We start from the raw sequence: 14088 nt of genomic DNA, 5'->3' as shown, positions 1-14088 counted from the left end.
CGCGGGTCACAGCCTCGGTCACGCCCGCGGTCACAGCCCGCAGTCACAGCCCGAGCAGCACTCACAGCATTCGCAGCACTGACAGCACTGGCAGGCCTCGCAGCACGACGTGTCGCAGTCACAGTCGCAGCCGGCGCAGGCGCCCTCGCGCCTCTTCCGCGACCAGGGACCCTCGAACTCGTCGGCGCAGCACGCCTTGCAGGTGCAGCACAGGCCGAGGGCGGCCGCGCAGCCGGCCCAGAAGCCCCGCTTGTCCGGTGGCGGCGGCGGTCCGCCGAAGGGATCGCCGTAGGGGTGGTTCGGGGCGCCGGGGGCGTGGTGGCCGGGCGGCGGTCCGAACGAGGCCTCGGGCGCGTGCCCGCACGAGGAGGTGCCGAACGCCCGGTCCACGGACCGCTCCAGCTCGTGCACGAGCAGCAGATGGACGAGCTTGCCGTCGGCGAACTCGGCGTCCCGCAGGGCGAGCCGGATGCCGTGCACGGCGTCGTCGGCGAGCCGGCGGGCCTCGGCCCGGGAAGTGCCCGTGGCCGTCAGCGGGTTCCAGGCACCCGACGCCGCGTCGGTGTGCTGGTCCTCCACCGCGTCCAGCAGATGCGCGAGCCGTCCGAAGAGCCGCCCGGCCTCCGCGAGCGCGGCCGCGTTGCCCGGCCGTCCGGCCAGCACCGCGGTGTGGGCGAAGGCGGCGGCGGTCGCGGTCTCGGTCGGCTCGGTGACGGAGAGGACCGGGGTGCCCGGGCCGGCGAGGGTCTCCAGGCCCAGCTGCCGGTCGACGGCGTCGACGAGGACACCGGTGTCGAAGCCGACGGCGGCACCGCTGTGGGCGCCGGCCCGGCCCCAGCCCGCGGCGACCCGGCGCGCGGCGGCGGCGACGGGTCTGCGGGCCAGCAGCCCGTCCCTGTCGGCGACATGGTCGCGGACCTTCGCCGCGGCGAGCACCAGGGAGACGGCGGCGGCCAGCCGCGCGCCCTCGCCCTGTGCGACGGACGCGGTGCGCATGCCGCGCAGTGCGCACGGCCCGGCCGTACGGCGGCCGTCGGCACTCGGTCCGAGCTGAGCCTCCGTCAGGACCGAGATGAGAAGCCCGTCATAGTTCGTCACGATCCGCGCGAACTGGCCGTGATCGCGGCGCAGTGCGAGACAGAGTCCGCACAAATGCGCCAGCCACGCGGTCTTGAGACTTTCACCGAGCCGATGAGAGCACGGTCTGACGATTCCGAACACGACGATCCCCCGTGGTGTGGTACGACGTTGGCGTTCACCCGTACGCGCTGAGCATCACCCATCCGCCGCCGACAATCATATTTCACTCTCAGTCAGCAGCCGTACGAGTCCCGACCCTTGGGGCACAAGGACTCTCGACGGATCGGCTGTGCACCAGTACCGTCACAAACCCCCCGTGCGGCGTCTATCCGCTTGGCGCGCCGTCCGCATCATGGATGACCATAGGGATGCGGAACGCAAGAAGGACCGGTGTGAGAGGAGGCGTCCATGGGATCGGTACGCAAGGCGAGTGCGTGGCTCGGCCTCGTCGACGACAACGATGACGAGCGCTACTACGACGACGAGTACTCCGAGGGCTCCGAATCCGGGGGCGCCTGGGTCACGGACCCCCGGGTGAAGGTGGCCACGGATACCGCCGAGGAGAAGGGGCGCCGCATCGGCACGGTCACTCCCGACAGCTTCCGGGACGCCCGCGCCATCGGCGAGCTGTTCCGGGACGGTGTCCCGGTCATCATGAACCTCACGGCGATGGAGCCCTCCGACGCCAAGCGCGTGGTGGACTTCGCGGCGGGCCTGATCTTCGGTCTGCGCGGCTCGATCGACCGCGTGTCCAACCGGGTGTTCCTGCTGACGCCCGCCGACACGGAGATCATCAGCGGCGAGGCGACCGCCCACCGCGACGACGGGTTCTTCAACCAGAGCTGAGGCAGGGCCGCTCGCCGGCCCTGCCTCCCCGCGGGCTCACCGGAAGGCGTCGAATCCGGTGAGCGCCTTGCCCAGCACGAGCTGGTGCATCTCGACGGTGCCCTCGTAGGTGAGCACCGACTCCAGGTTGGTCGCGTGCCGCATCACGGGGTATTCGAGGGAGATGCCGTTGGCGCCGAGGATCGTGCGCGCCGTACGGCAGATCTCGATGGCCTCGCGAACGTTGTTGAGCTTGCCGAAGCTGATCTGCTCGGGGCGCAGCCGGCCGGCGTCCATCCGCCGCCCCATATGGTGGGCGAGCAGGATGCCCTTGTGCAGTTCGACCGCCATGTCGGCGAGCTTGGCCTGGGTGAGCTGGAAGCCGCCGATGGGCCGCCCGAACTGCTCCCGCGTCCTCGCGTACTCCAGGGCCGCCTCGAAACTGCTGCGCGCCGCGCCCATCGCGCCCCAGACGATGCCGTACCGGGCGTGCGACAGACAGCCGAGCGGTCCGCGCAGGCCGGTGACCTCCGGGAGTACGGCGCTCGCGGGCAGTCGTACGTCATCCATCACCAGTTCGCTGGTGACGGAGGCGCGCAGGGACCACTTGTGCTTGATCTCGGGCGCCGAGAAACCGGGGCTGTCGGTGGGGACCACGAAGCCGCGGATGCCGTCCTCGGTCTGCGCCCAGACCACGGCCACCCCGGCCACCGACCCGTTGGTGATCCACATCTTGCGGCCGCTGAGCAGCCAGTCTCCCCCGCCGTCGCGCTTGGCACGGGTGCGCATCGAGGCGGGGTCGGAGCCGTGGTCGGGCTCGGTCAGCCCGAAGCAGCCGATCACCTCGCCGGCCGCCATCCGCGGCAGCCACTGCTGCTTCTGCTCCTCGCTGCCGAACCGGTGGATCGCGTACATGGCGAGGGAGCCCTGCACGGAGACCAGCGACCGGATGCCCGAGTCCGCCGCCTCCAGCTCCAGACAGGCCAGGCCGTACTGGACGGCGGAGGCGCCCGCGCAGCCGTAACCGGTCAGGGACATGCCGAGGGCACCGAGGGAGCCGAGTTCCCGGGCGAGCTCCCGGATGCCGGGCAGCTCCCCCTTCTCGTACCAGTCGGCGACATACGGCAGCACCCGGTCGGCGGCCCAGCCGCGGACGGTGTCCCGGACGGCCAGGTCCTCCGGTTCCAGCAGGTCGTCGATCCCGAGCGGGTCGGCGGGATCGAAGGGGGGCAACTTCGAGGACGCGGACATCGGACACCCTCCGGCACGGCAACTCGGCGAAAACTAGCACCGCTAGTCTTATTTTGCCGCCGACGTTACGGTGCGCTGTCCCGCACGTCCAGTACGTCAGGCCGTGACGCGGGGCTCCGCCACTTCCCGCGGTGCGGGCAGCTCCACCGTCGCCACGGGCTCCGGGCACTGCATCACCCGCGGCAGGCGCAGCGCCATCACCGCGCCCAGCAGCAACAGCCCCGCGCTCACCAGCAGCGTCAGATGCAGCCCGTGCACGAAGGAGTCCCGCGCGGCCCGGCGCAGCGCCGCCCCGGCGGCCCCGCCGAGGCGGCCGGCGACGTCATAGGCCTCGCCGAGCGAGTGTCCCGCCGCGTCCGACGCCGAGCGCGGGACGCCCGGCACCGAGCGCAGCTGCGGAGCGTAGGCCGCGTTCATCACGCTGCCGAGCAGCGCTATGCCGATACCGGCGCCGAGCTGGTACGACGTCTCGCCGATCGCCGCCGCGCCGCCGGCCTGTTCGGCCGGGGCCTCGCTGAGCATCGACTCGTACGCCCCGAAGAGCGTGGTCTCCAGACCGAAGCCGAGCAGCACGAAACCCGACAGCAGCAGCGGCGCGTTGTCGCCGGCGCCCATCGCGGTGAGCATCACGACCGCGGCGGCGGTCAGACAGAACCCGGCGCACACCATCCGGCGCGGTCCGAAGCGGCGCAGCAGCCGCGCGCCCGCGAGGCCCGCCGCCATCGCCGCGGCGGTCAGCGGCAGCAGCCTCAGGCCGGTCTGCAGCGGGGAGAGTCCGAGCACCAGTTGCAGATACTGGGCGGCGATCAGCTCAAGGCCGACGAGCGCGAGCATCGCCAGCACGATGCAGCCCACCGAGGTGCTGAACGCGGGCCGGCGGAACATCCGCAGATCCACCAGCGGATACGGCTGCCGCCGCTGGCGCTGGACGAAGAAGAGGAGGAGGGTCGCGCCGACGAGCAACGGCAGCACGGTGAAGGGGCTCGCCGGGGCCGCTCCGCCGCCCAGCTGCTTCACACCGAGGACGACACCGAAGAGACCGCCGGCCGCCATCAGGGCGCCGACGACATCCCAGGGGCCGCCCCGCTCGCCGCGGGACTCGGGCAGCAGGATCCGGCCGACCGGCAGACTGACCAGCATCAGCGGGATGTTGACGAGGAAGACCGCGCCCCACCAGAAGTGCTCCAGCAGAAAGCCGCCGAGCAGCGGGCCGACGGCCGCGCCGACGGCGGCCACCGCGCTCCAGACGCCGATGGCGAGCGCGCGCTCGCGCCGGTCGGGGAAGACCTGACGCAGGATGGACAGGGTCGCCGGCATGATCATGGCGCCGCCCACGCCGAGCAGGGCGCGGGCGAGGATCAGCGTCTCGGCGGTCGGCGCGAAGGCGGCCATGGCGGAGGCGACCCCGAACAGGCCGTAGCCGAGCAGCAGGACGCGCCGGCGGCCGATCCGGTCACCGAGGGTGCCGAAGAGGATCAGCAGCGAGGCGCAGACCAGCGGATAGACATCGACGATCCAGAGCAGTTCCATGGCGCCGGGCCTGAGGTCCTCGGTGACGGCGGGGACCGCCACATGCAGCACGGTCGCGTCGACGGCGACGAGCAGCAGGCTGACACAGAGGACGACGAGGACGACCCAGCGGCTCGTACCGGCTCCGGGCGCCCGACGGCGGGGCCGAACGGCAGCCGTGGTCGTCCCGGACATGTGCGTACCTCCCAGATGTGCCTCGCATGGGGCGGACCGACAGGGTGGGGACTCCCTGTCGTACGGCCGGAGAGGAGCGGGATCTCCGGCCCGCGCGAACCCACGCGGGTGACTCGTCAGCGTACGCGAGTCCGCCACGGGGTCACGTGGCGGACCTCTCACACGCGAGACGGAACCCTTGTGGCGTACGCCATACCGTTCCCCCTTGACCATGCCCCGGGGGCGGGTCCGGTTCCACCGCCGGTCGATAATCGAGTCCGTGACCGATCTTGAAACGCGCGCGGCCCCACCCCGCGCCCCGCTTCTGCGCCGGGCGGCCCCGGCCCTCCTGGGCTATGCGGCGGTCCGCGCCCTGGGGCTGGTCGTGCTGGCGGTGTGGGGCGCCGCGCGCGGCAAGAGCGCGTACACCCTGCTCACCGCCCGCTGGGACGCGCTGTGGTACACCCGGGTCGCCGAGCTGGGGTACGGCTACGAGGTCCGGCTGCCGAACGGCGATGTCCACTCCAACCTGGCGTTCTTCCCGCTGCTGCCCTGGCTGGAGCGGCTGCTGCACACGGTCGCGCCGCTGTCGTACGCGGACGCCGGCTTCGTCGTCAGCCTGCTCGCCTCGCTCGCCGCGGCCTGCGGGATCTTCGCGGTCGCCGACCGGGTGTACGGCCCCCGGGTGGGGGTGTGCGCCGCTGTGGTGTGGGCCGTGCTGCCGGTCGGCGTCGTGCAGTCGATGGCATACAGCGAGTCACTGTTCACGGCGCTGGCCGCCTGGTCGCTGTACGCGCTGCTGACCGGCCGATGGCTCTGCGCCGGCACGCTGGCCGCACTGGCGGGGCTGACCCGGCCGGTGGGAGCGGCGGTGGTCGCGGCGATCTGGGTCGCGGGCGTGATCTCGTTCGTGCGAGACCGAAGCACGACGTGTACGCCCAGCGCGCGCAACGACACACACGCCCCGGCGCATACGCTCGGCGCGCCGGACGGCACGAAGGGCGCGGCTCCCGCTCCCGGCGCATCCGACGCCCCGCACGCCTCAGCCCCCGCCCCTGCCCCCTCTCCCACTCCCGGCACACCCGACGCCCCGCCCGCCCCCGCCTGGCGCCGCGCGCTCGGCATGGTCATCGCGCCGCTCGGGACCGCCGGTTATGTGCTCTGGGTCGGACACCGGACCGGCAAGGGGCTCCTCGGGTACCTGGACGTCCAGGCCGGATGGCGCAACGGGTTCGACGGCGGCTACGCGTTCGCACGCTTCGTGGCCGACAAGTTCACGTCATTCCCGTCCGCGCTCGCGGGCATCGGCCTGATCGCCGGGGTGGCCCTGCTGCTGTGGCTGTACGTCACCGGCATCCGCCGGCGCCAGCCGGTCGCACTGCTGGTGTACACGGGTGTCGTCCTCGCACTCGCCCTGTGCGCGTCAAGTTACTTCGGCTCCAAGCCGCGGCTGCTGCTGCCCGCCTTCCCGGTGCTGCTGCCGCTCGCCGAAGCCCTCGCCCGGCTGCGTACCACCCGATCCGTGCTGGTCACGGCCTTCTTGGCGATCATCTCGGCGATCTATGGGGCGTTCTGGCTGAACGGTTCCGGACCTCCATGATCAACATCGACCGGCCGATGACGCTCCGGAGAATTCCGCGCCAGGACCGGGTTAACGCATTCATAAGCGCCATATAAACAACGCGCGGCATGATCAAAGGAATTGAACGGAACCACCTCACAAGATTGCGGAATCCCTGGAATTCGACCCGCCCTTGAGAGGTTTGCCACATCACATCGTCATCACAAAGCCGCTGTTTCGACAGGGTCCACAGCTCACTCGCTGTAACGTCGATTGGGTGCGTACCGAACGAAACCTCACCCGGCGTCTGGACCGGGTGTTCGCCAGACTCGACCGTGAGCCGGAACGACCGGCCCACATCGATGTGCCGAGGATGAGCCGGCACCGGGTCGTTCTCTTCACCGCGACCCTGGCTTTCTACCTCGCGATCGTGTGGGCCGTGGTGATCACGTCCTGGCTGGTCCGGCTCGACTGGCAGGTCATGTTCTTCCGGCCGTACCAGCAGTGGCCGCAGATCCACGCCTTCCTCGACTACTACGTGGTGCTCGGCCAGCGCGGCCCCACCGCGGTGATGGTCGCGGCCTGGCTCGGCTGGCGCTCCTGGCGGCAGCACACCCTGCGCCCGATGCTCACCCTGGCCGCCTCCCTGCTCCTGCTGAACATCACGGTCGGCGCCGCCAAGTACGGGATGGGGCGCCTCGGTCCGCACTACGCAACCGTGATCGGCTCGAACGAGATGATGCGGGGCGGCGATATATTTCCCAGCGGCCACACCGCCAACGCGGTCGTGACCTGGGGCATCCTGGCGTATCTGGCCTCCACCCCGAGAGCGCGCCGCTGGCTGTCCGCGCTGTCCGCGATCACGGCGCTGGGCGTCGGCCTCACCACCGTCTACCTCGGTACACACTGGCTGAGCGACGTCCTGCTGGGCTGGGCCGCGGGTCTGCTGATCCTGCTCGCGCTGCCGTGGTTCGAGCCGCTGATCGCCAAGACCGAGACCGTGCTGTTCGACCTGCGCGACCGCTGGCGCTCCCGCCGCAGCCTGCCCGTGCCCGAACCGACCGTCCCGGTCGCACCGGTGGCGCTCCGGCCGCGCGGCACACCGGCCGAGCAGCCGGCCCCGGCCCGCGAGCCCGTCGCCTCGGCCCGCGCCCCCCGAGGGGCGCATCTGGCCCCGGGCCCGCACACGACCCGTTCGGAACGCACCCCGGTCACCCCGGTGGGCAGCCGCCGCCCGCCGCATGCCGACCGCCTCCCGCGCGGCACCTCCCAGCCGGCCCGGCCCCTGACCGGCGGCTGACGCCCTGACGGCAGCGGGGCCCGGTACGCACAAGCCGCCCCGCGTCCGTACGACGACGGCCCCGCCTCCCGGGAGAGGGAGGCGGGGCCGTCGTCGTACGGACGCGGGTCAGCCCTTCCAGGCGCGGGCCACCCGGCCGTCACGCACCTCGAAGTTCAGCCGTCCCGACCGGTACTCCATGGTGATGATCGCGTCCGGCGGCAGCGACCGCACCGTCGGCCATCCTCGCTGCCGGGCGAGCCGCTCGGCGTGCGCGGCGTCGAGGCCGACGTACCCGTCCGGACTGTCCTGGGGCTCCGCTGGCGGAGTGGGATTCGGTGCCATGCCGCCACGCTAGGCCGTGGCTCGCCGCGGCGGTAGCCGGACATGGCCGGGTAAGAGTCGTATCCGGCTCCGGTCACATTTCTGTCACAGCTTCCCGGCCCTCGTTTCCGGTGCCGCGAGTGGAGTTGACACCGCATCGGGGCGTCACACGTACGGGGGTTTCTGCCGGGCTCGCCGGGGTAATCGAACGGAATTCACGGGCTCCGGCGGACCCCTTCGAATTACCCGGCGGAAAGCGTCGCCGCCAGGAACCGGAAGGCCCCCGGAGAGAGATTCCCCGCGCAATCCGGGGCGCTGCCGGGGAAGCTGACACCGCATAGGAATTTCACCGGATCGAGCACCTGCGGGCCCCAAGACGCGGACAGCCGCCGTCCCGGAGGGGACAGCGGCTGTCGTGGGCGGACCGGGCGGGGCTCAGAGCGCGAGGCGCTGGCCGGGCACGATCAGGTTCGGGTCGTCGCCGATGACCTTCTTGTTGGCGGCGTAGATCCGCTGCCAGGCGGTCCCATGCCGGGCGGCGATGGCACTCAGGGTGTCGCCCTCGCGGACGGTGTAGTCACCGCGCCCGTCGCCGCGGCCCGAGGGGGTCCCGGAGCGCCCCGGGGCAACCGCCGGGGCGGACTTCCTCGCGTGCGAGACGGACCTGTTCGAGGCGGACTCGGTCGGGGCGGACTCGGTCGGGGCGGACTTCGTCGTCTCGCTGCCGTGCGAGGCCGTCGCACCGGAGGATCCGGTGCGGTCCGCCGCGGGGGCGGCGCCGGAGGCTCCGGCCCGGCCGGAGCAGACCGGCCAGGCGCCCCAGCCCTGGGCCTGCTGAACCTTGCCCGCGACGGCGATCTGCGCGCTCCTGGAGGCCTGGTCGGCCGTCGGGGCGTAGGCGGTGCCGCCGTACGCGCGCCAGGTCGAGGCGGAGAACTGGAGCCCGCCGTAGTAGCCGTTGCCGGTGTTGATGTGCCAGTTGCCGCCGCTCTCGCACTGGGCGATGCGGTCCCACACCCCGTTGTCCGCCGCCGCGGCGTTACCGGTGGCGGCCAGCAGCCCCAGCGGGGCCAGCAGGGCGGCTCCGGCGAGCGCGGCCGCCGTACGGCCCTTGCGGGCGCCGTCGTGACGGGTGGTGTTGCGGGTCGTATCGGCACACTCGGACATGCAAATCCCTCTCCACGAACCCGGGCTCCCCCAGGCGGAGCACGCCTCGCCGCGCAGAATCGCGGTTCCTCGTGCCCGCCCCGTCCGTATGGCCGGTACCGGCGTTGTCGTTCCGCCGGTGCCGGGCCTCGGACGCTCCCGAGCGGTGCTCGCTGCACACGGCGGAGGAATCTAGGGAGTGCGAGTGCCCGGAATCAACCAACTGACCTTCTTTCCAGGCCAGTTGCCTGTTACCGCGAGTATCGGCAATTTTCGGCCACCCACTACATCCCGGGATTTCCTGATTTATCAACCACTCATCCGAGCCATCTGTGAGCCACTTCACCGCTCCAAGTTCCTTGACTCGGCGGTGAGTTGACCGTGCGTAGTGCATTACGCACATGATGTGACCGTGTGCGTCGGTTGGTGCGAACCGGTCGCCCTCGGAGCGTGACTCCCACCACAGGACGTCCGTTGTCTTCTTCATGAGCCCGGAACCCCGGGACTCATCGGCCGGGAGCCACCCGGCCGACCCATGACCGCATCCCGAGGGAGCCACCGTGCCGCGCATGCTCGACGTCAGTGACGCCGTACGCGCCGAGATCGGCGACGAAGAAGCCGACCGGCTGCTCGCCGGAGAGAATGCCCCGGGCAGTTACGACTGCACGTCCTGCCGCACCCCGGGCGACTCCGAGCAGGAGCGCACCAGCACCGTTCTGTTCGTCGGCGACGAGACCGCCGTGCTCGCCTTCGCCCACGCCAGCTGTCTGCCCTCGCAGGTCGTCCAGGTCACCGAGGAGCAGCTGCAGGGCGCCGTACGGTCCATCGACGGCGTGGCCCGCGAAACCACGGCGGGCACCCCGCAGCACTCCACGCCCGAGCAGGCGGTGCTGGGTGTGACCAGCGGACTCGTCCTGATCGAGGGCGAGTTGCACCCGGCGCTCGTCGTGGAGCCGACCACCCCGATCGTGCGCCCCGGCACCACCGGGGCCGGCGACGACTTCCTTCCGCTCCTCATCGAGCAGGGCTTCCTGCCGGTGACCGAGCTGACCTCCGTGCCGCCGGTGCTGCACGGCTGGTCGGTGCTGCTCGCCATGGGGCAGCTGCACGCGGTGCTGCAGCCCTCGGCGGCCGGCGGGCAGCCGGTCGCCTGGTGGCAGGCGCATCAGCCGCTGCAGGTGACGGACGGCTGGCGGTCCGCCGCGAACAAGCATCAGCAGGTGCTGATGTTCGCGGCGCCGGTGGGGTCGATCGGGCGGCAGCCGCGGGAGGATCTGCTGCGGGACTCTCTCGACAAGTCGGCCGTGCGGGGGAAGCTGGTGGGGGCGGCGCTGCCGCTTGCCGGTACATGACTTTTGCGCCTACGGGGCGGGGACTGCTGTGCGGGGGCGGCTGCGGGTGCGTTGCGGCTTGTCGCGCAGTTCCTCGCGCCCCTAAAGGCATGTCGCGGAACCGCATCTCTTTAAAGGTGCCGTCGTTTGGACATACGTGCACGGATACGACACTCCTCCCCGCCGGTCATCGTTCTCCCCCATCACATCCCCCATTCCGTCCGCGCGAACAGGGCAGGAAGGGTCTGGTGGGGGCTCACCCACGCCGATCTACGACATGCTCTACCAGGAATGGGTCAAGAGCTTCCGCACGCTGCCGGGTGACCGGAGCGGGGAGGAGGGGCTGCGGTTCAACCCGTTCGGCCAGCTTCCGGACCGCACGGGCTCCTACGGCGGCCACCGCGCGGGGTCGTTCAGCAGCTCGTACAGCGCCTACAGCGCGGGGGCGTACAACGCGCGCCAGCAGTCGCAGTGGCAGCGGATCGGCACGCTGGGGCGGCAGCACGAGGACACCGGGATGCACCATGTCCCGGCGGCGCTGCCGCCGGGACCGCGCCGGGGCATGTGACGGGCGGACGCTGCGGGGCGGCCCCGGGACCATGGGTCTCCGGGGGCCGCCCCGCATGTCGTACCACCGTTACTTCTTCTTCGCGCCGCGCTTCTCGCGCACCCGCACCGAGATATGGATCGGCGTGCCCTCGAAGCCGAACTCCTCGCGCAGCCGGCGCTCGATGAAGCGGCGGTAGCCCGCCTCGATGAAGCCGGAGGCGAAGAGGACGAAGCGCGGGGGCTTGGTGCCGGCCTGGGTGCCGAACAGGATGCGCGGCTGCTTGCCGCCCCGGACCGGGTGCGGGTGGGCCGAGACCAGCTCGCCGAGGAAGGCGTTGAGGCGACCGGTGGGGACGCGGGTCTCCCAGCCGGCGAGGGCGGTCTCGATCGCCGGGACGAGCTTCTCCATGTGGCGGCCGGTGCGCGCCGAGACGTTCACCCGCGGGGCCCAGGCGACCTGGCCCAGCTCGGTCTCGATCTCCCGCTCCAGGTAGTAGCGGCGCTCCTCGTCGAGGGTGTCCCACTTGTTGTAGGCGAGGACCACGGCGCGGCCCGCCTCGACGGCCATGGTGACGATCCGCTGGTCCTGCACCGAGATGTTCTCGGAGGCGTCGAGCAGGATGACCGCGACCTCGGCCTTCTCCACGGCGGCGGCCGTGCGAAGCGAGGCGTAGTAGTCGGCGCCCTGCTGGAGGTGGACGCGCTTGCGGATGCCGGCCGTGTCGACGAACTTCCAGGTGACACCGCCCAGTTCGATCATCTCGTCGACCGGGTCGCGGGTGGTGCCCGCCAGTTCGTTGACGACGACGCGCTCTTCGCCGGCCACCTTGTTGAGCAGGGAGGACTTGCCGACGTTCGGGCGGCCGATGAGGGCGATACGGCGGGGGCCGCCGATCCCGGTGCCGCCGAAGGTCTGCGCGGGGGCGGTCGGCAGCGCCTCCAGGACGGCGTCCAGCATGTCGCCGGTGCCGCGGCCGTGCAGGGCGGAGACGGGGTGCGGCTCACCGAGGCCGAGGTTCCACAGATAGGCCGCGTCGGCCTCACCGCTCGGGCCGTCGACCTTGTTGGCGGCCAGCACCACGGGCTTGCCGGCCTTGCGCAGCAGCCGGACGACCGCCTCGTCGGTGTCGGTGGCGCCGACCTTGGCGTCGACGACGAAGACGACCGCGTCGGCCGCTTCGATGGCGTACTCGGCCTGGGCGGCCACGGAGGCGTCGATGCCGAGGACGTCCTGCTCCCAGCCGCCGGTGTCGACGACCTTGAAGCGGCGGCCGGCCCATTCGGCCTCGTAGGTGACGCGGTCGCGGGTGACGCCGGGCTTGTCCTCGACGACCGCCTCGCGACGGCCGATGATCCGGTTCACCAGGGTCGACTTGCCGACATTGGGGCGGCCCACGACGGCGAGCACGGGCAGCGGACCGTGGCCCGCCGCCTCGATGGCGCCCTCGACGTCCTCGATGTCGAAGCCCTCTTCCGCGGCGAGCTCCATGAACTCCGCGTACTCGGCGTCGCCGAGTGCCCCGTGGTCGTACTCGTGCTCAGCCGAGTCGCCGGGCTGGATGTCGTCGTTCATGTAGTCCGTACCTCGTCGTTCTTCGTGGTGATCGGTGAACCAGGCCCCGGCGGGTGAACCCTCGTGGTCTGATCCACTACTCAAGTGTCGCTTAGCGCCCGGTCAGGCGCCTGGCGTTTTCCAGGTGGCTGGTGAGCTGCTTCTGGATGCGCTCGGTCGCCTCGTCCAGCGCCTTGCGCGTGCGCCGCCCGGTTCCGTCGCCCGCGTCGAAGGGGTCGCCGAAGACGACATCGACACGGGTGCGCAGCGGTGGCAGCGCCTTTATCAACCGTCCTCGCCGGTCGGAACTTCCCAGGACGGCGATGGGCACGATCGGCGCCCCGCCGCGTACCGCGAAGTAGGCGAGTCCGGCGCGCAGCGAGGCGAAGTCGCCCTCGCCCCGGGTGCCCTCCGGGAAGATGCCCAGCACTCCGCCGGCCTCCAGCACGCCGAGGGCCCGGGTGATCGCGGTGCGGTCGGCGGTGGTGCGGTCCACCTTCAGCTGGCCGATGCCGGTCAGGAAGGGGTCCAGGGGGCCGATGAAGGCTTCCTGCTTGATCAGGAAGTGCGTCGGCCGGGGTGCCACGCCCATGACCATCGGGCCGTCGATGTTGTGGGAGTGGTTGACGGCGAAGATCACCGGGCCGGTGGCCGGCACCTTCCAGGCGCCGAGGACGCGCGGCTTGAACAGGCCGTACATCAGGCCGACGCCGATGCGCCGGCCGACCTCGGCGCCCTTCGCGGAGGGCTCGGACGGCTGGGTCACTTCCCCGCTCGCTTCTCCTCGACCAGGGTGACGACGCACTCGATGACCTGGGCGAGAGTCAGCTCGGTGGTGTCGACCTCGACCGCGTCGTCGGCCTTGGCGAGGGGCGAGGTCTTGCGGGAGGAGTCGGCCGCGTCCCGCTTGATCAGCGCCTCGCGGGTGGCATGCACATCGGCGCCCTTCAGCTCGCCGCTGCGGCGGGCCGCGCGAGCCTCCGAGGAGGCGGTGAGGAAGATCTTCAGGTCGGCGTCCGGGAGGACCGTCGTACCGATGTCGCGGCCCTCGACCACGATGCCGTGCTCCGTGCCGGCCGCGATCGAACGCTGCAGCTCGGTGATCAGGGTGCGCACCTCGGGCACCGCGCTGACCGCGCTGACCTTGGAGGTGACCTCCTGGGTGCGGATCGGGCCGGCCACGTCGGTGCCGTCGACCGTGATGGTCGGGTGGGCCGGGTCGGTGCCGGAGATGATCTCCGGCTTGCCGGCGACGGCCGCGATGGCGGTCGGGTCCTCCAGGTCGATGCCGTTGTGCACCATCCACCAGGTGATCGCCCGGTACTGGGCGCCGGTGTCGAGGTAGCTCAGGCCGAGCTGGGCGGCGACGGCCTTCGACGTGCTCGACTTGCCCGTGCCTGAAGGGCCGTCGATCGCGACGATCACGGGCTGGGCGGTCGGGGCGGCGCCGTTTTCCACGGAGGGACACCTTCCTGGTGCGTGTGGGCGGGTACGGGGAGCGAGAGCG

At 71.5% G+C, this 14088-nt stretch carries 13 protein-coding genes; 5 read left to right on the top strand and 8 right to left on the bottom strand.

What is annotated here, in order from left to right; translation table 11 throughout:
- Positions 1–30 precede the first annotated feature (30 nt).
- Complete coding sequence (locus tag IE277_RS11010; RefSeq protein ID WP_189951060.1) at positions 31–1221, bottom strand: DUF5685 family protein; 1191 nt, start codon at positions 1219–1221, stop codon at positions 31–33.
- A 267-nt stretch (positions 1222–1488) separates the two neighbouring features.
- Here IE277_RS11010 and IE277_RS11005 point away from each other — a divergent pair, with 267 nt between their 5' ends.
- Positions 1489–1926 (top strand): cell division protein SepF, encoded by a 438-nt coding sequence (locus IE277_RS11005; protein WP_189951057.1) that lies wholly within the window; start codon positions 1489–1491, stop codon positions 1924–1926.
- Between the two features lie 36 nt (positions 1927–1962).
- On the opposite strand, the gene IE277_RS11000 is transcribed toward IE277_RS11005, so the two are convergent.
- Together IE277_RS11000 and IE277_RS10995 are read right to left on the bottom strand one after the other, a co-directional pair.
- Complete coding sequence (locus tag IE277_RS11000; protein WP_189951056.1) at positions 1963–3156, bottom strand: acyl-CoA dehydrogenase family protein; 1194 nt, start codon at positions 3154–3156, stop codon at positions 1963–1965.
- A 96-nt stretch (positions 3157–3252) separates the two neighbouring features.
- On the bottom strand, positions 3253–4860 hold the full coding sequence (locus tag IE277_RS10995; RefSeq protein WP_189951054.1) for an MFS transporter: 1608 nt from the start codon (positions 4858–4860) through the stop codon (positions 3253–3255).
- Positions 4861–5119: 259 nt separating this feature from the next.
- Here IE277_RS10995 and IE277_RS10990 point away from each other — a divergent pair, with 259 nt between their 5' ends.
- Positions 5120–6439 (top strand): glycosyltransferase family 39 protein, encoded by a 1320-nt coding sequence (locus tag IE277_RS10990; RefSeq protein WP_189951052.1) that lies wholly within the window; start codon positions 5120–5122, stop codon positions 6437–6439.
- A 238-nt stretch (positions 6440–6677) separates the two neighbouring features.
- A complete protein-coding gene (locus IE277_RS10985) occupies positions 6678–7700 on the top strand; it encodes a phosphatase PAP2 family protein (protein ID WP_189951050.1) in 1023 nt (340 codons plus the stop codon).
- 108 nt (positions 7701–7808) lie between these two features.
- Here IE277_RS10985 and IE277_RS10980 read toward each other — a convergent pair whose 3' ends face one another.
- Together IE277_RS10980 and IE277_RS10975 are read right to left on the bottom strand one after the other, a co-directional pair.
- The gene (locus IE277_RS10980) at positions 7809–8024 is read right to left on the bottom strand and encodes a proteinase inhibitor I78 (protein WP_189951048.1); all 216 of its coding nucleotides are present in this window, start codon (positions 8022–8024) and stop codon (positions 7809–7811) included.
- A gap of 414 nt (positions 8025–8438) precedes the next feature.
- Complete coding sequence (locus IE277_RS10975) at positions 8439–9170, bottom strand: transglycosylase family protein (protein WP_189951046.1); 732 nt, start codon at positions 9168–9170, stop codon at positions 8439–8441.
- A 539-nt stretch (positions 9171–9709) separates the two neighbouring features.
- On the opposite strand from IE277_RS10975, the gene IE277_RS10970 reads away from it, so the two are divergent.
- Complete coding sequence (locus tag IE277_RS10970; protein ID WP_189951044.1) at positions 9710–10501, top strand: DUF8842 C-terminal domain-containing protein; 792 nt, start codon at positions 9710–9712, stop codon at positions 10499–10501.
- A 136-nt stretch (positions 10502–10637) separates the two neighbouring features.
- Complete coding sequence (locus IE277_RS10965; RefSeq protein ID WP_189951042.1) at positions 10638–11048, top strand: hypothetical protein; 411 nt, start codon at positions 10638–10640, stop codon at positions 11046–11048.
- 69 nt (positions 11049–11117) lie between these two features.
- Here IE277_RS10965 and der read toward each other — a convergent pair whose 3' ends face one another.
- The 3 genes from der to cmk all read right to left on the bottom strand — a co-directional run bounded on the left by der (position 11118) and on the right by cmk (position 14039).
- Positions 11118–12602: a ribosome biogenesis GTPase Der gene (gene der / locus IE277_RS10960; protein WP_189951040.1), complete on the bottom strand. Its 1485-nt coding sequence runs from the start codon at positions 12600–12602 to the stop codon at positions 11118–11120.
- A 91-nt stretch (positions 12603–12693) separates the two neighbouring features.
- Positions 12694–13281: a lysophospholipid acyltransferase family protein gene (locus IE277_RS10955; protein WP_229881300.1), complete on the bottom strand. Its 588-nt coding sequence runs from the start codon at positions 13279–13281 to the stop codon at positions 12694–12696.
- Between the two features lie 62 nt (positions 13282–13343).
- Complete coding sequence (gene cmk / locus IE277_RS10950) at positions 13344–14039, bottom strand: (d)CMP kinase (protein WP_189951036.1); 696 nt, start codon at positions 14037–14039, stop codon at positions 13344–13346.
- Positions 14040–14088 lie beyond the last annotated feature (49 nt).

The organism is Streptomyces alanosinicus, from assembly GCF_014650595.1.
Classification (GTDB): Bacteria; Actinomycetota; Actinomycetes; order Streptomycetales; family Streptomycetaceae; genus Streptomyces; species Streptomyces alanosinicus.
This window is presented reverse-complemented; position numbering and strand designations above follow the sequence as displayed.

Excerpts from the sequence above, each read along its gene's own strand:
- IE277_RS11005 (WP_189951057.1), top strand. The coding sequence starts at position 1,489 with ATGGGATCGGTACGCAAGGCGAGTGCGTGGCTCGGCCTCGTCGACGAC.
- IE277_RS11000 (WP_189951056.1), bottom strand. The coding sequence starts at position 3,156 with ATGTCCGCGTCCTCGAAGTTGCCCCCCTTCGATCCCGCCGACCCGCTC.
- IE277_RS10995 (WP_189951054.1), bottom strand. The coding sequence starts at position 4,860 with ATGTCCGGGACGACCACGGCTGCCGTTCGGCCCCGCCGTCGGGCGCCC.
- IE277_RS10980 (WP_189951048.1), bottom strand. The coding sequence starts at position 8,024 with ATGGCACCGAATCCCACTCCGCCAGCGGAGCCCCAGGACAGTCCGGAC.
- IE277_RS10975 (WP_189951046.1), bottom strand. The coding sequence starts at position 9,170 with ATGTCCGAGTGTGCCGATACGACCCGCAACACCACCCGTCACGACGGC.
- der (WP_189951040.1), bottom strand. The coding sequence starts at position 12,602 with ATGAACGACGACATCCAGCCCGGCGACTCGGCTGAGCACGAGTACGAC.
- IE277_RS10955 (WP_229881300.1), bottom strand. The coding sequence starts at position 13,281 with ATGTACGGCCTGTTCAAGCCGCGCGTCCTCGGCGCCTGGAAGGTGCCG.